This window comes from Ancylobacter moscoviensis, from assembly GCF_007559435.1.
GTDB lineage: Bacteria > Pseudomonadota > Alphaproteobacteria > Rhizobiales > Xanthobacteraceae > Ancylobacter > Ancylobacter moscoviensis.
Genome location: NZ_VMBP01000002.1, coordinates 17,865 through 37,220 on the forward strand (window position 1 = coordinate 17,865; position 19,356 = coordinate 37,220).

The window sequence follows — 19,356 nt, forward strand, 5'->3', positions numbered from 1 at the left end:
GTTCGGGCGTCCTAGCCTCGGCGTCATGAAGCACGCTGACTTCGTGACGAAGGTGAAGCACCAGTTCGACGCGCTGCCCGGCCAGATCCGGATCGCCGCCGAGTTCGTGCTCGATCATCCCCAGGATGTGGCGCTCCTCTCCATGCGCGAGCAGGCACGCCGTGCCGGCGTGCCGCCCGCCACCATGACACGCTTCGCGCAGCATCTTGGGCTGGCCGGCTATGACGAGGTGCGGGCCATTCATGCGGCCGCCATCCGCGAGGCGCCGGAGGCGTATAGCGGGCGCGCGCAAAGCCTCGTCTCCCGCCACCGCGAGGTCGGCGTCGCCGGCGTTGCATCGGAAATGACGGCGCGCCTGTCCGGTCATCTCGCCGATATCGGCGTGCCGGCCTCGGTGAGGCGGCTGGTCGACGCCGCGCAGCAGATGGTGCAGGCGCGGCACATCTACTGCCTCGGCCACCGCTCGTCCTTCCCGGCGGCGTTCCAGTTCAATTATCTGCTGTCCTTCTTCGACACCCGCTCGACCCTGCTCGACGCGACCGGCGGCATCGGTCATCCGGGGATGCTGAATGCCGGGGAGGGGGATGTGCTGCTCGCCATCTGCTACTCCCCCGCCGCGCGCCATGTGGTCGAGACGGTCGCGTTCGCCCGCCGCCAGGGCGTCCACGTCATCGCCATCACCGACAGCGAGACGAACCCCATCGGGCGGCTGGCGAACCTCACCCTGCTGGCGTCGAGCCAGTCGCCGTCCTTCTTCGATTCCATCACGCCGGCGGTGGCCGTGTGCGAGACGCTGGTCGCGCTGATCGCCGGCCTGCATCCGGGCGATGTGCCCTCCGCCGTCGCGCGCTCGGAGGAGAAGCTCTGGGATCTCGGCGTCTGGTGGCGACCGGACGATCCGCTCCCGCCCTCGCATTCCGAAAAGACCAGACCGAAAGGGAGGGCCGGGTGATGGACACGCAGACACCCCGCTACAACGCCTACATGCCGTCGGCCGGCATTGCGAGCTTCCTGCGCTCGCCGATCTGCGAGGATTTCTCGAAGGTCGAGGCGGACGTCGCCATTCTCGGCATCCCCTATGATTGCGGCGTCGGCTACCGGCCCGGCACGCGCTTCGGGCCGCGCGAGATCCGCAACCAGTCGACGCGCTACGCCTCCTGGGGCACCGGCAACGCCGCCGGCTACTGGGACGTGAACCAGAAGAAGCGCTTCCTGAGGGATGTCTCGATCGTCGATTGCGGCGACGTCGACATCACCTATTTCGACATCGCCGCCAACATGGCGAAGATCACCGAGTCCGTCTCGGCGCTGCTGGCGCGCGGGGCGCTGCCGGTCATCCTCGGCGGCGACCATTCGGTGACCTTCCCGAACGTGCGCGCCTTCGCCCCGCTTGGCCCGATCGACATCGTCCACATCGACGCCCACATGGATTGGCGCGACGATATCGCCGGCGTGCGCTTTACCAATGCGAGCCCGCTGCGCCGCTCGAAGGAGCTGCCCTTCGTGCGCCACATGGTGCAGCTCGGCATCCGCGACGTGCGCACCCGCGAGAGCGACTACGCCGACGCGACCGCGCAGGGCGTGCAGATCGTCACCCGCGAGGACATCCGCGAGAGGGGCGTGGCGGCGGTGCTGGGCGCGATGCCGGAACTCGGCAACGTCTTCGTCACCATCGACATTGACGGCCTCGACCCCTCCATCGCGCCGGGCACCGGCTCTCCGACCGTCGACGGGCTGCTCTACCACGAGGTGCGGGCGCTGCTGCAGGGCGTGGCGGCGCGGGGCAACGTGGTCGGCTTCGATCTGGTCGAGGTGAATCCCTTCATCGACGTCGAGGGGCAGACCAGCCTCCTCGCCACCACGCTGATCCTCGAATTCCTCGGAGCGATCTTCGCGGCCCGCGGCCGCTGAAGCATACCCGGCGCCCCGCGCGGCGCCGGCGAAATACCAAAAATATCAAGAACATAAAAACCAGATGGAGTTGGGAATGAAGAAGCGAATTATCGGTGCCCTTGGGGCTGCGGCCGTCAGCCTTGCCGCGCTGATGGCCCCTGCCATGGCGGACGGCAATCTGCGTGTCGCCATCCCCGCCAACCTCAACACGCTCGACGCCGCGAAGACCAAGCTCGGCGAAGAGTACATCATGAACTTCCTCGTCTTCAGCGGGCTGACCGAGGTCGACGGCAAGGGCGGCGTGAAGCCCGACCTCGCCGAAAGCTGGGCCAAGAGCGACGACCAGAAGACCTGGACGTTCAAGCTGCGTCCGGGCGTGAAGTTCCACGACGGCCGGCTTCTGGAAGCCGAGGACGTCAAGGCCACCATCCAGCGCATCCAGGACAAGGCCACCGGCTCCACCGCGCGGGTGAATTTCGACATCGTCGAGAGCATCGAGACGCCGGACAAGCAGACCGTCGTCTTCAAGCTGAAGATTCCCTATTCCGGCTTCGCCGAGCTGTTCGGCGACCGCCAGGTCCGCATCCTGCCGCGCGACAAGTTCGATACCGTCGCCACCAGCCCCGTCGGCACCGGCCCCTTCATCTTCAAGTCCTTCACGCCGGGCGACCGCGTGGAGCTGGTGAAGAACCCCGACTACTTCGTCGCCGGCGAGCCGAAGCTCGATGCCATCACCCTCCGCATCATGCCGGAGAGCGCCGCGCAGATCGCTGCCCTGGAGACCGGGGACATCGATCTCGTCTGGAACCTGCCGCTCGAATCCATCGATCAGATGAAGAAGAACCCGGACGTCGTCGTCGACTCGACCTCGACCTCGACCTGGGACGGGCTGATCATGAACGCGGCGCAGAAGCCCTTCGACGACAAGCGGGTGCGCAAGGCGATCCTGATGACCCTCGACAAGCCGGCCCTTGTCGAGGTCGCGCTCTACGGTCAGGGCACGCCGACCCACACGATGATCCCGCCGTCGCATCCCTACTTCAACAAGGACCTGCCGATCTCGACCCCGGACATCGAGGGCGCGAAGAAGCTGCTGGCCGAAGCGGGCTATCCGAACGGCTTCGAGGCGACCCTCTACGTGCCGGTGGGCCGCCCCACGCGCGAGCGCCTCGGCATCGCCGCGAAGGAGCTGCTCGCGCCGATCGGCATCAAGGTCGATCTGCAGCGCGTGCCGTGGGACAAGTTCGTGAAGGAGATCGAGGGCAAGGCCGCGTTCTACACGGACGGCTTCTTCAGCCGCCCGACCATCGACACCTCGATCTATCCCTTCTTCCACTCGACGGGTTCGTGGAACACCCAGCTCTGGAACTACAAGAACCCGGAGATCGACAAGGTTCTGGACGACGCGCGCGCCGCCAAGACCGAGGAAGAACGGGCGGCGCTCTACAACAAGTTCCAGGCTCTCGCCGAGGACGATCCGGCCGGCGCGATCCCCTACGTGCTCAATCACGTCAATGCCTACCGCAAGAACGTGAAGGGCTTCTCGTCCAGCCCGATGATGTGGCTCGATCTGCGCGAGACCACCATCCAGTGAGCTGAAGGCCGTTCGGCCAGCTCGCTCTTCCTGACGCGCCCGGCGCCATGCCGGTCCCGGGCGCGTTCACGCCCTCCTTTCGTCCGGCGCCTTCGCTGGAAGCGCGCCCTCACATGCGGATGACCGATGGCCATCTACGTGATCAAACGGTTGCTCGGCATCGTCGCGATCCTCGCGGTCATGTCCGTGTTGGTGTTCGCCATCACCCAGGTGATGCCGGGCAACGTCGCGAACATCCTCGCCGGGCAGTTCGCCGACGACGCCACCATCAAGGCCATCGAGCACAAGCTCGGCCTCGATGCGCCGGCCTATGTGCAGTACTGGCGCTGGGCTGGCGGCGTGCTGAGCGGCAATCTCGGCAATTCCATCATCATGGAGCGTCCGGTCGGCCCGCTTATCTGGGAGGCGTTCAAGTCGTCGGCGCTGCTCGCCATCCTCGCCTTCATCATGGTCGCCGTGTTCGGCATCCTGCTCGGCGTCATCGCCGCCATCCGGCAGAACAGGTTCGCCGATCACGCGGTGTCGCTGTTCTCCTATGTCGGCGTGTCGGTGCCGGAGTTCTTCTGGGCCATCGTCGCCATCATCGTCTTCGCGCGCTATCTCAACTGGCTGCCGAGCGGCGGCGCGGGGAATATCTCCCAGGGGTTCTGGGTCTGGGCTTCGCACCTCGTGCTGCCCGTGCTCACGCTGACCCTGACCCTCATCGCCCATGTGTCGCGGCTCACGCGCTCCAGCATGATCGAGACGCTGCGCTCCAACTATGTGCGCAACGCCCGCGCCAAGGGATTGCCGGAGAAGGTGATCATCCGCCGGCACGCTCTGCGCAACGCGCTGCTGCCCACCATCACCGTGCTGGCCATCGATGTCGGCTGGCTGCTGGGCAACATCGTGGTGGTGGAGGCGGTGTTCTCCTATCCCGGCATCGGGCGCCTGCTGCTGTTCGCCATCGAGCGGCACGACCTGCCGCTCATCCAGGCCGGCATCCTGCTGATCGCGGCGGTCTACTGCTTCGCGAACCTGATCGCCGATCTCCTCTATGCCTATTTCAACCCGAAGATCCGCTATGGCCATGCCGAAAGCTGAAACCGCGCAAAGCGCGGCCGCACGCCCGCGACGGCTATGGCCTCGTGGTCTCAATGGAAAGCTCGTGATCGGCAGCGCCGTTCTGCTGCTGCTGATCGTCGTCGCCGTCGCGGCACCCTGGATCGTGCCCTACCGCTTCGACGAGATGAGCATCCTCAATCGTCTCAAGCCCCCGAGCCTGCGCAACTGGCTCGGCACCGACGAGTTCGGGCGCGACGTCTTCAGCCGGACACTGATCGGCGCGCGGCTGTCCCTGCTGATGGGCTTCGCCGCCACCGCCGTCAGCCTCGCCATCGGCGTGCCGCTGGGCCTGTGGGCCGGCTACCGGCGCGGCCGGGTGGACGAGATCGTCATGCGCTCCACGGACGTGCTGCTGTCCTTCCCGCCCATCATGCTCGGCCTGCTGCTGCTCGCCGTCACCCCGCCCTCGCTGTGGAAGATGATCGTGGCGGTGGGCATCGTCTATGTGCCGAGCACGGTGCGCCTGACGCGCAGCGTCACGCTCGATCTCGCGGGTGAGGAGTTCGTGCAGGCGGCGCGCGCCCGTGGCGAGCGCACCTCCTACATTCTCCACGCGGAGATCCTGCCCAATGCCTGGCCGCCGATCATGGTGGAGGCGAGCCTGCGCGTGACCTTCGCCATACTGCTCGGCGCCGCGCTGTCCTTCATCGGCCTCGGCGCCCAGCCGCCCAGCTCGGACTGGGGTCTCATGATCGCCGAAGCCCGCCCCCTCATCGACCGCGCGCCCTGGGTGGCCATCGCGCCCGGCATCGCCATGGGCATCACGGTCATTGCCGTGAACCTGCTCGGCGACGGCCTGCGCGAGGCGCTCGACCCGCGCATGCACCGGAAAGGTGGCTGATGACCGCTCCCCTCCTGACCCTCGACAATCTGACCCTGGCCTACCAGACGGGCCGCGGCACGCTGCGGGCGCTGAATTCCGTCAGTCTCGGCGTCGGCGCGGGCGAGACGCTGGCGGTCGTGGGGGAGTCGGGCTCCGGCAAGAGCTCGATCGCCTTCGCCACCATGGGCCTGCTCGGCCCCGAGGCCGCGATCAGCGGATCGATCCGTTTCGACGGCACCGAGCTTGTCGGTCTCGACGAGGCGTCGCGTCGCGACCTGCGCGGCCGGTCGATCGGCATGGTGTTCCAGGATCCGTTCACCTCGCTCAACCCGAGCCTGCGCGTTGGCGAGCAGGTGGCCGAGCCGCTGGTCTATCATCAGGGCCTGACGCGTCCGGCCGCTCTGGAGCGGGCCATCGCGGCGCTGGGCGAGGTGGGACTGCCGAGCCCGCGTGAACTGGCCTCGGCCTATCCGCACCAGCTCTCGGGCGGCATGCAGCAGCGCGTGCTGATCGCCAGCGCCATCGTCTGCGATCCGCGCATCCTCATTCTGGACGAGCCCACCACCGCGCTCGACGTGACGGTCGAGGCGCAGATACTCGACCTGCTCGACCATCTGCGGCGCAGCCGTGGGCTGGGCATGCTGTTCATCACCCACAATCTGGGCGTGGTGAACCGCATCGCCGACCGGGTCTGCGTGCTCTACGCCGGGCAGGTCGTCGAGATCGGGGCCAAGGAGGCGGTGCTCGGCCGCTCCTCCCATCCCTACACCAAGGGGCTGCTCGCCTCGCTGCCGCAGCTTTCCGCGCAGGGGCGCAGCCAGCGCATCGCGCCGATCCCCGGCCGCTTTCCGGATCTGGTCGATCCGCCGCCGGGCTGCATCTTCGCCCCCCGCTGTCCGTTCGCCGAGGAAAAGTGCGCCGCCCCGCAGGCTTTGACCGTGGACGACACCGGCAGCGGCGCCCGCTGCTGGAAGAGCGGCCGGCTGCCCGGCTGGCCGCAGGCCGACACGGCCCCCCGCGTGGCGCAGCCGGCCGGGGCAGGGGAAGAGCCGCTGCTGCGCGCCGAGCATCTGGTCAAGCGCTACCGGCGCGGGCGCATCGGCGGCGGTATCGCGTGGACGCGGAAGTTCGGCGTCCTGCCGTGGCCCGAGGTGCGCGCCGAGATCGTCAACGCGGTGGACGACATCTCCATCGATGTCCGGCGCGGCGAGACGCTCGGGCTGGTCGGCGAGAGCGGCAGCGGCAAGTCCACGCTGGGCCGCACGGTGCTGCGCCTCATCGATCCCTCGGCCGGGCGCCTGCTGTTCGAGGGCGTCGATGTCGCGGCGGCGCCGGCGGACGATCTGCAGGACCTGCGCAAGCGGGCGCAGATCGTGTTCCAGAACCCGGATTCCTCGCTCAATCCGCGCCGCAAGGTCGGCGACGCCATCGCCCGTGCCGTCGCGCTGCAGACCAACGTGCCCCGCGAAGGGCGCCGCGCCCATGTCGAGGACCTGCTCGACCGGGTCGGGCTGCCGCGCTCCTATTATGATCGCTACCCGCACCAGCTCAGCGGCGGCGAGAAGCAGCGGGTCGGCATCGCACGCGCGCTGGCGACGGGGCCGGACTTCATCGTCTGCGACGAGCCGGTCTCCGCGCTCGACGTCTCCGTGCAGGCCACGGTTCTCAACCTGCTGGACGAGCTGCGCGACGACCTGAAGCTCTCCTACCTGTTCATCTCGCACGACCTGTCGGTCGTCGCCTACATCGCCGACCGCATCGCGGTGATGTATTCCGGCCGCATCTGCGAGATCGGCGACGCGAAGGACGTGCTGTCGCCGCCCTATCACCCCTACACGCAGGCCCTGCTCTCCGCCGTGCCGCTCGCTACCCCGGGAGCGGAGAAGAGCGAGCGTATCCGGCTGCGCGGCGACCGCCCTCCATCGGAGGGCGAGCGTTCGGGCTGCGTGTTCCACACCCGCTGCCCGCGCGCGCTCGGCGACATCTGCGCTACCACGATGCCACCGTTGCAAGAGCCCCGCCCCGGCCACCGCATCGCCTGCCATCTGCCGCTCGACGAGCTGATGCGCGCGCCTTCCGCGCTGCCGGCCGCCGCGGAATGATTTCCCGCGAGCGGGAAGCCGCTCGTTCAAGCCTGAGGATGTGATCCGATGAGTGCCCGCCTGACTACCCCTCCTAAGCACGGCCATAAGAGCCTCCTCTATTCCGAGGTCGTGGACGACCTCGATAACCTCAAGGCCGACATCGCCGTGCTCGGCATTCCCTATGGCTCCGCCTATACGATCGAGGAAGTCAGCAACGATCAGTCCAATGCGCCGACGGCGATCCGCCAGGCCTCGGACCGCGCCGTGCGCGCCCTGGAGCGCTACGACTTCGACATTGGCGGCCCGCTGCTGATGAACAAGCCGATCCGCATGGTGGATTGCGGCGACGTCATCAACGATCCGCGCGATCTCGGCATGAGCTACCGCAACGCCGAGGCCGCCGTGCGCAAGATCCTGAAGGCTGGCGCCCTGCCGATCATCCTCGGCGGCGACCATGGCATTCCGATCCCGGTGCTGCGCGCCTATGACGATCAGGAGGGGCCGATCACCCTCGTCCACATCGACGCGCATCTCGATTGGCGCAACGAGGTCAATGGCGTGACGGACGGCTATTCGAGCCCGATCCGCCGCATCTCCGAAATGGACCATGTGAAGGACATCTTCCAGATCGGCATTCGCGCCCAGGGCAGTGCCCGGCAGGAAGAGGTCGACGTCGCCTATGCCTATGGCGCTAACATCATCACCGCCTACGAGCTGCACGATGTCGGCATGGACGCCGTTCTGGAGCGCATCCCCGCCGGTGGGCGCTACTACATCACCATCGATGCGGACGGCATGGATCCGTCCGTGATGCCCGCCGTGAACGGCCCCGCGCTCGGCGGCGTGACCTATCACCAGGCGCGCAAGCTGATCCACGGCCTCGTCAACAAGGGGCGTGTGGTGGGCATGGATCTCGTCGAGATCACGCCCGCCAAGGATGTGAACCGCATCTCGTCGATCGCGGCCTGCCGCCTCTTCGTCAACCTGATCGGCGCGACCATCAAGGCCGGCTATTTCGACCGCTGAGCATCGGGAGCCATCATCATGACCACCCATACCCGCATTCGTCCCTTCAACACGAAGGAGACCTATCCCGAGCAGAAGCTCGACAACGATCTCTGCCAGGCGGTCGTCGCGCGCGGAACCATGGTGTTCCTGCGCGGCCAGATCGCCCAGGACCTCGACACGCGTGAAAGCCTGCATGTCGGGGATCCCGGCAAACAGGCCGAAAAGGCGATGTCGAACATCAAGATGCTCATGGAGGAAGCCGGTGGCGACATGAGCCATATCTGTCGCATCGTCGTCTATCTCACGGATATCCGCTACCGCGAGGCGGTTTATTGCGAGATGGGCAAGTGGTTTAAGGGCGTGTTCCCGGTATCGACCGGCCTCGTCGTTCCCGCGCTTGCGCGACCGGAATGGGTCGTCGAGATCGAGGCGACCGCCGTCATCCCCGACGCGTCCTGAGCGCCATCGCGAGACGGGCGTCGAGCGAGCAGGGTCCGACGGGATCAGGATTGCTCGACGCCTGCCCCTACATCAGGGCAGATTCAGTGTTCAAGTTCGGGTCCGGCCTTTGAAAAGGCTGCAGGATGCAGCGATGCCATGACTTCATGTTGAAATCTGACAAATGGCCGGATTCTGCAACCTTACGAAAATGTAAATTTCATATTCAGTTTCGGTTCAGGTGCTGTTGTATAGGTTGACTTCATCAGAACGCTTCATTCGTTCAGGAGTTAATTATGTACAAGTCTGTCATCGCCGGCCTCGCTATGCTGATGATACCGGGGTCGACCGCAGTATTTGCGCAGGGATATTATAACCCGCAGGGCAAGCCGCCGGCCGGATACCATCAGAATTACAAGCCTCATCACGGATATCAGGCGCCCAGGAAGCGGTCGCATTGGAGCCGGGGCGAGCGTCTTCCGTCGCAGTATCGGCGAGATGTGGTGCGTGACTACAAGCGTTATCGGCTTGCACCGCCGCCCCGCGGACATCATTGGGTGCGCGTGAACAATGATTACCTGCTGATCTCGGCAACGACCGGGTTGATCGCTTCGGTCTTCGGGGCGCGCTGAGTTCCTGTCGCAAAGCAGAACCCGCCAGATACGATCCCCCGCTCTCCGACCGGTGGGCGGGGGATTCTGCTGCGCTGCCGCTGGCGCAGCGTGATGGTTTCGGTTCAACGCCAGCCCTGTCGTGCTGCGTTGCAGCATAACGGGGCTGGCTGTCCGCGCAATCGGCGGATGCCGGCTCGCCGCCTTTTGCCTGGAACGTCACGGGCAAGGTGTTCCCGTCATAAACTTGACGCGGAATCCCAAAGAGCTTTCGTCGCCCGAATTGATGTTGTGGTGCAACATGGGGGCGGTTACGGTGCGCCGGTTCCGTTGGAAAGGCGTGCCGCATGTCCCGCGCGAAGTCCCCGACACCCGCCCGTTCTCCCCGCAAGACCGCCGCCGCATCGTCCGAGGCCGCCGCAAAGCCGGAGGCTGGCGTTTCGCGTGCGCCGGTGCTGGTCGATCTCGCCTTGCAGGGGGGTGGGGCGCACGGAGCGTTCACCTGGGGGGTGATCGACCGGCTGCTGGAAGAGGAATGGCTGCGGATCGACGGCGTTTCCGGCACCTCAGCCGGGGCGATGAACGCCGCGGTAATGGCGGACGGCTATGCCGCCGGCGGCGCCGCAGGCGCGCGCGCCGCTCTCGACGCCTATTGGCGCCATGTGGCCGATGCGGCCCGCTTCAGCCCCTTCCAGCGCGGCCCGCTGGACGTGCTGCTCGGGCGCTGGACGCTCGATAACTCGCCCCTGTTCATCGCCATGGACCTGATGTCCCGGCTCTATTCACCCTATGACCTCAATCCGGCCGGCACGAACCCGCTCCGGTCCGTGCTGGAGAAGGCAATCGACTTCGACCGCCTCAAGACATCGCCGGTCAAGGTCTTCATCACCGCCACCAATGTGCGCACCGGGCGCGGCCGGGTGTTCCGCAACGCCGAGATCACCCCAGAGGTACTGCTGGCCTCCGCCTGCCTGCCGACCCTTTTCCAGGCGGTCGAGATCGACGGCGAGAGCTACTGGGACGGCGGCTATGCCGGCAACCCGACCATGACGCCGCTGGTGCGGGAACTGGACTCGGACGACACCATCCTCGTGCCGATCAATCCGATCGAGCGGCCCGGCACGCCCCGCACCGCCGCGGAGATCCTCAACCGCCTCAACGAGGTATCGTTCAACTCGGCGCTGCTGAAGGAGCTGCGGATGATCGCCCTGCTTCGGCAGGTCGCCGATCCCGGCCACAGCGAGGGCGCGCAATGGGCGAAGATGCGCATCCACCTCGTGCGCAACTCCATCATGAGCACGCTCGGCTATTCCTCGAAGCTGAACGCCGAATGGACATTCCTGAGCATGTTGCGGGACGAGGGCCGCAAGGCGGCCGAGGCTTTCCTCGAAGCCGACGCCGACAATATCGGCAAGCGTTCCTCCGTTGATCTCGACCTGTTGCTGGAAGGGGTCTGAGCCATGGGCCTTCTCGGCATACTGCTCGGCCTCGGGCTCCTCGTCTGGTTTGCCTATCGCGGCTGGAGCGTATTGCTGCTGGCGCCGCTTTCGGCGCTGATCGCCTCCTTCCTCTCCGGCGAGCCGCTGCTCGCCAACTGGACGCAGACCTTCATGGGCAGCGCGGCGAGCTTCGTCGGCCAGTTCTTTCCGCTGTTCCTGCTCGGCGCTCTGTTCGGTAAGCTGATGGAGGACAGCGGCTCGGTGTCATCCATCGCCGACTTCATGACCGAGAAGCTCGGGGCGCAGCGCGCCATCCTCGCCGTCGTGCTGGCGGGTGCCATCGTCACCTATGGCGGTGTCAGTCTGTTCGTCGCGCTGTTCGTGCTGGCGCCCATGGCGGAGGCGCTGTTCCGCGTCGCCGACATTCCCCGCCGGCTGATGCCGCCGGCCATCGCGCTCGGCACCTTCACCTTCACCATGATGGCGCTGCCCGGCACGCCGGCGATCCAGAACGCCATTCCCATGCCGTTCTTCGGCACCACGCCCTTCGCCGCGCCGGGGCTTGGCATCATCGCTTCGGCAATCATGCTCGGCTTCGGCTTGTGGTGGCTGGCGGGGGCGGAAGCCCGCGCGCGGCTTGCGGGAGAGGGCTTCGGCGACGGCGCGGCGGGCGTGAACGCGCATCTGGACGATCCGCTGCTGCGCGAGCGGGCCACGACGGCGCGCGAATTCGATCCGGCTGAGATCGCGCATGGCCATGTCAGCACGGACCGCCCTTCCATCGCCCTTGCCGCGCTGCCGCTGGTGCTGGTGATCGTCGTCAACCTGCTGATGTCCTTCGTCGTGCTGCCGAGCCTCGATTTCAGCTTCCTCGCCGAGGAGCGCTGGGGCGGCGTGCCCTTCGCGGCGGTCAGCGGCGTGTGGTCGGTGGCGGTGGCGCTGATCGTCGCCATCCTCGCCACGCTCGCCCTCAACTGGCGTCGCCTGCCGAAGCTGCGCGAGACCATGGACGCGGGCGCCAACGCCTCGGTGCTGCCGATCTTCAGCGTGGCAAGTCTCGTCGGTTTCGGCGCGGTGGTGGCGGCGCTGCCGGCGTTCGAACTGGTGCGCGACTGGGTGCTCTCCATCGAGGGAGGACCGCTGGTCTCACTGGCGGTGGCGACCAACATTCTCGCGGCGCTCACGGGTTCGGCTTCCGGCGGCCTCACCATCGCGCTCGACGCGCTCGGGCCGACCTTCCTCGCGCGCGCCGGCGAGCTCGGCATCGACCCCGCCCTGCTGCACCGCGTGGCGGTGATGAGCGCGGGCACGCTCGACAGCCTTCCCCATAGTGGAGCGGTGGTCACGCTGCTCGCGGTCTGCGGTGCGACGCCGAAACAGAGCTATCTCGACATCGTCATGGTTGCCATCGTCGGTGCCATCGTGGCACTCGTCGCAGTTATCGCGCTCGGTTCGGTGGTCGGAAGCTTCTGAGGCGGCGCCTTCGCGAACCTGCGTATGGGGCAACGATGACGTCGATCGCATTTTCCGGCCTGCTGACCTTCACCATCGCCATCGTGGTGTTCTTCGTCGGCTCGGGTATCAACCAGGCGGTGCCCGCCCTGCGGAGCTGGAACATTCCCGAGGCGGTGACCGGCGGTCTGCTCGCGGCGGTCGCCACGCTCATCGCCTATCGCGTGTTCGACACCGAGATCGCCTTCGCCCTTGGCGCGCGCGACATGCTGCTGCTTTATTTCTTCACCGGCATCGGCCTCAACGCCCGCCTCGACGACCTTCTCGCCGGCGGCAAGCCGCTGCTGATCCTGCTGGCGCTCACCGTCGCCTTCCTAGTGATCCAGAACCTCGTCGCCATCGGCGCCGTCGCGGCTCTGAGCCTGCCGGAGGGGCTGACCGTCTTCCTCGGTTCGGCGTCGCTGATCGGAGGGCATGGCACGACGATCGCCTGGGCACCGCTGATCTCGCAGCGCTTCGGCGTCGCGAACGTGATGGAGGTCGGGATCGCCGTGGCCACGCTCGGTCTCGTGCTGGCGAGCCTTGCGGGCGGCCCCATCGCCCGCCACCTCATCACCCGCTATCGGCTGAAGAGCCCGCCGGGCGAGGAAGCGGTGGTCGGCCTGCCGGCGTCGGCGGATCGCAAGGCTTCGGACGACATCAGCCATGTCAGCCTGCTGCGGACCGTTCTCGTGCTGAACGTCGCGATACTGATCGCTTTCGCGCTGGAAGGAGTGGTCGAGAACACCGGCCTGAAGCTGCCGATGTTCGTCGTCTGCCTGCTGGTCGGCATCGTGCTTACCAATACGGTGCCGCGCCTTTTCCCGCGCCTGCTTTGGCCGACGCGAACCCGCGCGCTGGCGCTGGTGTCGGATCTCGCGCTGAACGTCTTCCTCGCGATGTCGCTGATGAGCATGCAGCTCTGGACCATAGGCGGTCTCGGCCTCGCGCTCGTCATCGTGCTTGGCGTGCAGACCCTGGTGGCGGTCGCCTACATCATCTTCGTGGTGTTCCCGCTGATGGGGAAGGATTATCAGGCGGCGGTCATCTCGGCCGGCTTCACCGGTATCAGTCTCGGCGCGACGCCGACGGCCATCGCCAACATGACGGCGGTGACCAAGACGCACGGTCCTGCGCCTCGTGCCTTCATCATCCTGCCGCTGGTGTCGGCCTTCTTCATCGATATCGTGAACGCGGCGGTCATCGGCTTCATGGTCCGTTGACCGCTTGCCGTCTCCCGAGTGTGCCCGGGGGAAGGTTCAGTCAGCGCCGGGGTCTTCGACGGTGCCGCTCACCGCACGGCCGAACTGTTCGACCTGCCCCTGATAGGTGCGGCGCGTCTTCGGGTCGATGACCGCGAGCGGCGCGCTGAGGGCAAGGCCCGCCGCGCCGCCGACCGTCTGGCCGACGCCCATGGCGGCGACGCCGATGCGATCGCCGATGCTGACGTCGGAATCGGTTACGGTCTGGCCGTTGACCAGGCGTTGGCCGATCAGCTTCACCACTTCGGGTGAAGAGGCGAAGCGGCCGTGATTGAGTGTGTCACCGCTGCGCATCGCCGTGAGGTCGATCACCACGATGCCGGATTTCTCCAGCTCGGCGTAATACTGCTGGGTGTCGATCATGCCGAGCCGGTCGACGCCGCCGGCGATGCGGCGCGAGACCTGGAGGGCGCGGTCGTCGCGGGAAACGAACAGGGTGAAATGCGCGTTCGGCCCGTTGAGCGCGCGCCACTGAGAGGCAAACACATCCACGTCGACATCCGGTGAGGCGAGGATGACGTTGCTGATCTTCGCCGGCAGTTGGCCACGGCGGATCGCCATCTGTCGCAGGCCTTCCATGGCGAGCCAGGCGCCCATGGAGTGCGCCATGACGGTGACGTCCTCCACGCGGGGATCGCTCACCACCTGCCAGACGGTCTCCTCGAAGGCATCGCGCGAGAAGATGGTGCTCTCGCGATCGAACAGATAGTCGAACACCCGCGCGCGCGATGGCCAGGTGAACAGCACCGGCGCCACTTCCGAACGGGAGTCGTGCGTGATCTGCGCAAAGCGGTAGACCGCGTCCTCGAAACGGTTGTTGTAGCCGTGCACGAAAATCAGCACGCGACGGCTCGGAGGCAGATGGGCGTTGAGCCAGCCCTTGGCCGCCTTCACGCTGTCGAGCGGTTCCACCGAGAGGGTGGCGAAATCGGTTGCGGGATTGGCCGGCAGGCTGCGCGGCCACTGGACCTCGCCGATCTGCCGACGGTCGTCCGGCGGAATCGAAACGGTGAAGGCGCTCAGCGAGACGCCGCGTCCGCGCTCGCCGCTGAAGAGTTCTCCGGCATTGGGGGAGGGCGCGCGGGTCGTGGCAACCAGAAGGTCGAGCTTGGTCGCGTCCGGCGCCGTTTCCTCGACGGGCGTGAGCACGCCCACCGGTCGTCCGGCACATCCGGCGCTCAGGGCGCAGGCCAACGCAACAATGACCAGACGCATTCCGCCTCCATCGGGCTCCGCCCGTGACCGCGAACCAATATCGCGCCCCGGAGGCTGTGACCAGATTGCCGATGTCGTTGGTGGCGGGGCGCGGCCTCGGGGCAACAGTCGGGGAAGGGACGCAATGCCATGGTTTCCCGCACGGGCCGCATATAGTGTGCGAGAAATACCGTCATAACGCGATGATCCCACCGCACTATCGCGGATGGGCATGTCGCGCTTCGTGGTTTTATGGTGCGACGGACTTGTTTGGTGGGGACTGGGACCGAGATGACGACAGCTAGGCCGTGGATGGTATTTGTCGCGCTCGGTGCGAGCCTGCTTCTTGCCGGGTGCGGAGCGGAGACCGAGGCGGAAGCGCCGCAGCCGCGGCCGGTGCGGGTCGTCACCGTCGAGAAGGGCGAGGGCGGGCAGGTCGTCAGCTTCACGGGCGAGGTGCTGGCCCAGGACGAGGCGTCGCTGGCCTTCCGGGTCTCCGGGCGGATGATCGAGCGCAGCGCCAATATCGGCGACCAGGTGAAGGCCGGCCAGATCGTGGCGCGGCTCGACCCGCAGAACGCGCAGAATACGTTGCGTTCGGCGCAGGCGGCACTGGCGGCGGCGGAAAGCCAGCTTGTCACGGCAGCCAACGCCTTCGAGCGGCAGGACCGCCTGCTTGCCAACGGCTTCACCACCCGTGCCAACCACGATTCCGCCCGCACCGCGCTCCAGGCGGCGCAGTCGGCGGTGGACGACGCCGAGGCGCAGCTCAAGATCGCGCAGGACAATCTCAGCTACACCGATCTCGTTGTCGACGCCGCCGGTACGGTGACGGCGCGCGGTGCCGAGCCGGGCGAGGTGGTGCAGGCGGGGCAGATGATCCTTCAGCTCGCCCGTCAGGGCGGGCGCGACGCCGTGTTCGACCTGCCGGCGAACATGCTCCGCCAGGCGCCGGCCGATCCCGTCATCACCGTCTCGCTCAGCGACGATCCGAATGTGACCGCCGTCGGCCGCGTGCGCGAGGTGGCGCCGCAGGCGGACCCGGTCACGCGCACCTTCCGGGTGCGGGTCGGGCTCGACAATCCGCCGCCGGCGATGCGGCTGGGTTCCACCGTCGTCGGCCGGGTGAGGCTCGACAACGACCTGGTGATCGATATTCCCGCCTCCGCGCTGACCGCGGTCAACAGCCAGCCGGCGGTCTGGATCGTCGATCCGGCGACGCAGACGGTCTCGCTGCGCAACATCGAGGTCCGCAGCTTCTCGCAGGCCCGCGTCGCCGTCGATTCCGGGCTCAGCCCCGGTGAGGTCGTGGTGACGGCGGGCGTGCAGGCGCTGCATCCCGGCCAGAAGGTGCGACTGCTGGGTGCGGGGTCGTGATGCGGTTCAACCTTTCGGAATGGGCCGTCCGCGAGCGCTCGCTCGTCATCTATTTCATGCTGGCGGTGATCGGCGCGGGGCTCTTCGCCTATACGCGCCTCGGCCGGGCGGAAGATCCGTCCTTCATCATCAAGACCATGGTGGTGCAGGCAGCCTGGCCCGGAGCCAGCGTCGAGGACACGCTCCAGCAGGTCACCGAGCGGCTTGAGCGCACGCTGCAGGAGACGCCGCATCTCGACTTCATCCGCAGCTATACGCGGCCGGGCGTCACCACGATCTTCGTCGCCCTCAAGGGCAGTACCACTGCCGCCGAGGTGCCCGACACCTGGTATCATGTGCGCAAGAGCATCGGCGACATGGCCCACACGCTGCCGCGCGGCGTGGTGGGGCCTGGCTTCAACGACGAGTTCGGCGACACCTTCGGCCTGATCTACGGCTTCACCGCCGACGGCTTCACCCATCGCGAGCTGCGCGATTATGTGGAGCAGGCCCGCTCCACGCTGCTGCATGTGCCCGACGTCGCCAAGATCGAGCTGCTCGGCGAGCAGGACGAGCAGATCTTCGTCGAGTTCTCCATGCGCGAGCTGGCCAATCTCGGGATCAACCGGGCCACGCTGATCGCGGCTCTGCGCGCGCAGAACGTGGTTCAGCCCTCCGGTACCATCCAGACCGGCGACGAGAAGCTGGCGATCGACGTCACCGGCGCCTTCGGCTCGGAACAGGACATCGCCAACATCAATTTCGCGGTCGGCGGGCGTATGCTGCGACTGTCGGACATCGCCACCGTCCGGCGCGGCTATGTGGACCCGCCGCGCCCGCTGTTCCGCGTGAACGGCGAGCCGGCGATCGGCCTTGCCATTTCGATGCGCGACGGTGGCGACATTCTCCAGCTCGGCCGCAACATCGACCAGGCGATGGCGAAGATCACCGCCGAGCTACCGGTGGGCATCGAGCCGCATCTGGTGGCGGACCAGGCGGTGACGGTGCGCAGCGCCATCTCCGAGTTCATGGAGTCGCTCTGGCAGGCCATCGTCATCATCCTGGCGGTAAGCTTCATCGCGCTCGGCGTGCGCGCCGGGCTGATGGTGGCGCTGACCATTCCGCTCACGCTGGCGGGCGTCTTCGCCGTCATGTGGCTCTTCAACATCGACATGCAGCGCATCTCGCTGGGCGCGCTCATCATCGCGCTGGCGCTCATGGTCGACGACGCCATGACCACCACCGATGCGACGCTCGGGCGCCTCGCTGCCGGGGACCGCAAGGAGGTGGCGGCGGTCTACGCCTTCAAGACCTACGCCTTCGCCATGCTGGCGGGCACGCTGGTGACGATCGCCGGCTTCGTGCCGGTGGGCTTCGCGGCCTCCTCGGCGGGCGAATACACCTTCACCCTGTTCGCGGTGGTGACGATCGCGCTGCTGATCTCGTGGCTGGTGGCGGTGGTGTTCGCTCCGCTGATCGGCCTCGTGATCCTCAAGGTGCCCAAGAATGCCGGGAGCGAACCGGGGCGGGTGATGCGCGTCTATCGCGGCTTCCTCTCCGCCGCGCTCACGGCGCGCTGGCTCACCGTCGCTGTGACGCTCGGACTGTTCGCCGCCGCGGTGCTGCTGATGCCGCTCATTCCCCGGCAGTTCTTCCCCTCGTCCGATCGGCCGGAACTGCTGGTGGACCTGCAACTGCCGCAGAACGCCTCGATCTACGCCACCGATGCGGCGATGCAGCGGCTCGACGCGGCGCTGAAGGGCGACGAGGATGTCGCGCGCTGGAGCGGCTATGTGGGCCGTGGCGCCATCCGCTTCTACCTGCCGCTCAACGCCCAGCTGCCGAATGATTTCTTCGGCCAGGCGGTAGTGGTCGCCAAGGACGTCGAGGCGCGCGAGCGGCTGCATGCGAAGCTGGTGACGCTGCTCGCCAACGAGTTCCCCAATGTGGTGAGCCGCGTCTCGCCGCTGGAGCTCGGCCCGCCGGTCGGCTGGCCGATCCAGTATCGGGTCGTCGGCCCCGAGCTCGGGCAGGTGCGCGACATCGCCTTCAAGCTGGCCGAGGTCATGGCCGCTGATCCGCTGACGCGATCGGTGAACTATGACTGGATCGAGCCGGCGCGCGAGATCCGTATCCGGGTCGACCAGGACCAGGCGCGCCTGCTCGGCCTCTCCACCGAGGCCATCGGCTCGGTGCTCAACACCGTCATCACCGGCGCGCCGGTCACGCAGGTGCGCGACGACATCTATCTCGTCGACGTGGTGCTGCGCGCGACCGACGAGCAGCGTGTTTCGCTCGACACGCTGCGCACGCTGGAGGTGCCGCTGCCCAACGGGCGCACCGTGCCGCTCAGCCAGTTCGCGACCTTCGACTACGAGCAGACCTATCCACTGGTCTGGCGCCGCGACCGGCTACCCTCGCTGACCGTGCAGTCGGATATCGAGGCCGGGCAGTTGCCCGAGACGGTGGTGCAGCAGCTCACCCCGAAGATCGAGGAACTGGCCAGGACCTTGCCGGCCGGCTACCGCATCGAGACCGGCGGCACGGTGGAAGAGAGCGCGTCCTCGCTCGCCTCGGTCATGGCGGTGGTGCCGGTCATGATCCTGATCATGCTCACCGTGCTGATGTTCCAGCTGCGTCGCTTCTCGCTGACCTTCCTGGTCATCAGCGTGGCGCCGCTCGGCTTGATCGGCGTGGTGCTGGCGCTGCTGGTCTCCAGCCGGCCGCTTGGCTTCGTCGCCATCCTCGGCGTGCTGGCGCTGATCGGCATGATCATCAAGAACGCGGTGATCCTGATCGGTCAGATCGAAGCCGAGCGCGCGGGCGGCAAGAGCGCACGCGAGGCGGTGATCGACGCTTCCTGCGCGCGTTTCACGCCGATCATGCTGACCGCCGTCTCCACCGTGCTCGGCATGATTCCCATCGCCCCGACGGTGTTCTGGGGGCCGATGGCCTTCGCCATCATGGGCGGCCTGCTGGTCGCCACGCTGCTCACCCTCATCTTCCTGCCGGCGCTCTATCTGGCGACGGTGGGAAGGGAGCGCACGAAGACGGCTTGA

General features: G+C 67.0%; 15 protein-coding genes. 14 read left to right on the top strand and 1 reads right to left on the bottom strand.

The genetic code is table 11. The features are described 5' to 3' along the window. Nucleotides 1–25: 25 nt before the first annotated feature. The 12 genes from FO470_RS06250 to gltS all read left to right on the top strand — a co-directional run bounded on the left by FO470_RS06250 (nucleotide 26) and on the right by gltS (nucleotide 13,708). Entirely contained in the window at nucleotides 26–952 is a 927-nt protein-coding gene (locus tag FO470_RS06250) for a MurR/RpiR family transcriptional regulator (RefSeq protein ID WP_186291870.1), read from the top strand. Further along, the gene (gene speB / locus FO470_RS06255; RefSeq protein ID WP_144342106.1) at nucleotides 952–1,911 is read left to right on the top strand and encodes an agmatinase; all 960 of its coding nucleotides are present in this window, start codon (nucleotides 952–954) and stop codon (nucleotides 1,909–1,911) included. Before FO470_RS06250 ends, speB begins: the two co-directional genes overlap by 1 nt. 76 nt (nucleotides 1,912–1,987) lie before the next feature. After that, nucleotides 1,988–3,487, top strand: a complete 1,500-nt coding sequence (locus tag FO470_RS06260) for an ABC transporter substrate-binding protein (RefSeq protein ID WP_144342107.1) — start codon at nucleotides 1,988–1,990, stop codon at nucleotides 3,485–3,487. Between the two features lie 126 nt (nucleotides 3,488–3,613). Then, entirely contained in the window at nucleotides 3,614–4,570 is a 957-nt protein-coding gene (locus FO470_RS06265) for an ABC transporter permease (RefSeq protein WP_144342108.1), read from the top strand. A 64-nt stretch (nucleotides 4,571–4,634) separates the two neighbouring features. Continuing rightward, complete coding sequence (locus tag FO470_RS06270; RefSeq protein WP_200837777.1) at nucleotides 4,635–5,432, top strand: ABC transporter permease; 798 nt, start codon at nucleotides 4,635–4,637, stop codon at nucleotides 5,430–5,432. Next, nucleotides 5,432–7,516, top strand: coding sequence for a dipeptide ABC transporter ATP-binding protein (locus FO470_RS06275; protein WP_144342110.1), 2,085 nt, complete (start codon nucleotides 5,432–5,434; stop codon nucleotides 7,514–7,516). Before FO470_RS06270 ends, FO470_RS06275 begins: the two co-directional genes overlap by 1 nt. Nucleotides 7,517–7,564: 48 nt before the next feature. Next, a complete protein-coding gene (locus FO470_RS06280; protein WP_144342111.1) occupies nucleotides 7,565–8,524 on the top strand; it encodes an agmatinase in 960 nt (319 codons plus the stop codon). Between the two features lie 18 nt (nucleotides 8,525–8,542). Then, nucleotides 8,543–8,965: a RidA family protein gene (locus FO470_RS06285; RefSeq protein WP_144342112.1), complete on the top strand. Its 423-nt coding sequence runs from the start codon at nucleotides 8,543–8,545 to the stop codon at nucleotides 8,963–8,965. A 275-nt stretch (nucleotides 8,966–9,240) separates the two neighbouring features. Next, on the top strand, nucleotides 9,241–9,576 hold the full coding sequence (locus tag FO470_RS06290) for an RcnB family protein (RefSeq protein ID WP_144342113.1): 336 nt from the start codon (nucleotides 9,241–9,243) through the stop codon (nucleotides 9,574–9,576). A gap of 326 nt (nucleotides 9,577–9,902) precedes the next feature. Beyond that, nucleotides 9,903–11,012: a patatin-like phospholipase family protein gene (locus tag FO470_RS06295; protein ID WP_246659499.1), complete on the top strand. Its 1,110-nt coding sequence runs from the start codon at nucleotides 9,903–9,905 to the stop codon at nucleotides 11,010–11,012. Between the two features lie 3 nt (nucleotides 11,013–11,015). Next, nucleotides 11,016–12,467: a GntP family permease gene (locus FO470_RS06300; RefSeq protein WP_144342114.1), complete on the top strand. Its 1,452-nt coding sequence runs from the start codon at nucleotides 11,016–11,018 to the stop codon at nucleotides 12,465–12,467. A gap of 35 nt (nucleotides 12,468–12,502) precedes the next feature. After that, a complete protein-coding gene (gene gltS, locus FO470_RS06305; protein ID WP_144342115.1) occupies nucleotides 12,503–13,708 on the top strand; it encodes a sodium/glutamate symporter in 1,206 nt (401 codons plus the stop codon). Between the two features lie 36 nt (nucleotides 13,709–13,744). Here the strand turns inward: gltS and FO470_RS06310 are convergent, their stop codons facing one another. Beyond that, nucleotides 13,745–14,962, bottom strand: coding sequence for an alpha/beta hydrolase (locus FO470_RS06310; RefSeq protein WP_144342116.1), 1,218 nt, complete (start codon nucleotides 14,960–14,962; stop codon nucleotides 13,745–13,747). A gap of 270 nt (nucleotides 14,963–15,232) precedes the next feature. Between FO470_RS06310 and FO470_RS06315 the strand changes: the two genes are divergently transcribed. Continuing rightward, nucleotides 15,233–16,318, top strand: coding sequence for an efflux RND transporter periplasmic adaptor subunit (locus tag FO470_RS06315; protein WP_144342117.1), 1,086 nt, complete (start codon nucleotides 15,233–15,235; stop codon nucleotides 16,316–16,318). Then, nucleotides 16,318–19,356 (top strand): efflux RND transporter permease subunit, encoded by a 3,039-nt coding sequence (locus FO470_RS06320; protein WP_144342789.1) that lies wholly within the window; start codon nucleotides 16,318–16,320, stop codon nucleotides 19,354–19,356. Before FO470_RS06315 ends, FO470_RS06320 begins: the two co-directional genes overlap by 1 nt.

What these genes read in the sequence shown, in the direction of transcription:
- FO470_RS06250 (WP_186291870.1), top strand. Translation starts at nt 26, where the DNA reads ATGAAGCACGCTGACTTCGTGACGAAGGTGAAGCACCAGTTCGACGCG.
- speB (WP_144342106.1), top strand. Translation starts at nt 952, where the DNA reads ATGGACACGCAGACACCCCGCTACAACGCCTACATGCCGTCGGCCGGC.
- FO470_RS06260 (WP_144342107.1), top strand. Translation starts at nt 1,988, where the DNA reads ATGAAGAAGCGAATTATCGGTGCCCTTGGGGCTGCGGCCGTCAGCCTT.
- FO470_RS06265 (WP_144342108.1), top strand. Translation starts at nt 3,614, where the DNA reads ATGGCCATCTACGTGATCAAACGGTTGCTCGGCATCGTCGCGATCCTC.
- FO470_RS06275 (WP_144342110.1), top strand. Translation starts at nt 5,432, where the DNA reads ATGACCGCTCCCCTCCTGACCCTCGACAATCTGACCCTGGCCTACCAG.
- FO470_RS06280 (WP_144342111.1), top strand. Translation starts at nt 7,565, where the DNA reads ATGAGTGCCCGCCTGACTACCCCTCCTAAGCACGGCCATAAGAGCCTC.
- FO470_RS06285 (WP_144342112.1), top strand. Translation starts at nt 8,543, where the DNA reads ATGACCACCCATACCCGCATTCGTCCCTTCAACACGAAGGAGACCTAT.
- FO470_RS06290 (WP_144342113.1), top strand. Translation starts at nt 9,241, where the DNA reads ATGTACAAGTCTGTCATCGCCGGCCTCGCTATGCTGATGATACCGGGG.
- FO470_RS06295 (WP_246659499.1), top strand. Translation starts at nt 9,903, where the DNA reads ATGTCCCGCGCGAAGTCCCCGACACCCGCCCGTTCTCCCCGCAAGACC.
- FO470_RS06300 (WP_144342114.1), top strand. Translation starts at nt 11,016, where the DNA reads ATGGGCCTTCTCGGCATACTGCTCGGCCTCGGGCTCCTCGTCTGGTTT.
- gltS (WP_144342115.1), top strand. Translation starts at nt 12,503, where the DNA reads ATGACGTCGATCGCATTTTCCGGCCTGCTGACCTTCACCATCGCCATC.
- FO470_RS06310 (WP_144342116.1), bottom strand. Translation starts at nt 14,962, where the DNA reads ATGCGTCTGGTCATTGTTGCGTTGGCCTGCGCCCTGAGCGCCGGATGT.
- FO470_RS06315 (WP_144342117.1), top strand. Translation starts at nt 15,233, where the DNA reads ATGACGACAGCTAGGCCGTGGATGGTATTTGTCGCGCTCGGTGCGAGC.
- FO470_RS06320 (WP_144342789.1), top strand. Translation starts at nt 16,318, where the DNA reads ATGCGGTTCAACCTTTCGGAATGGGCCGTCCGCGAGCGCTCGCTCGTC.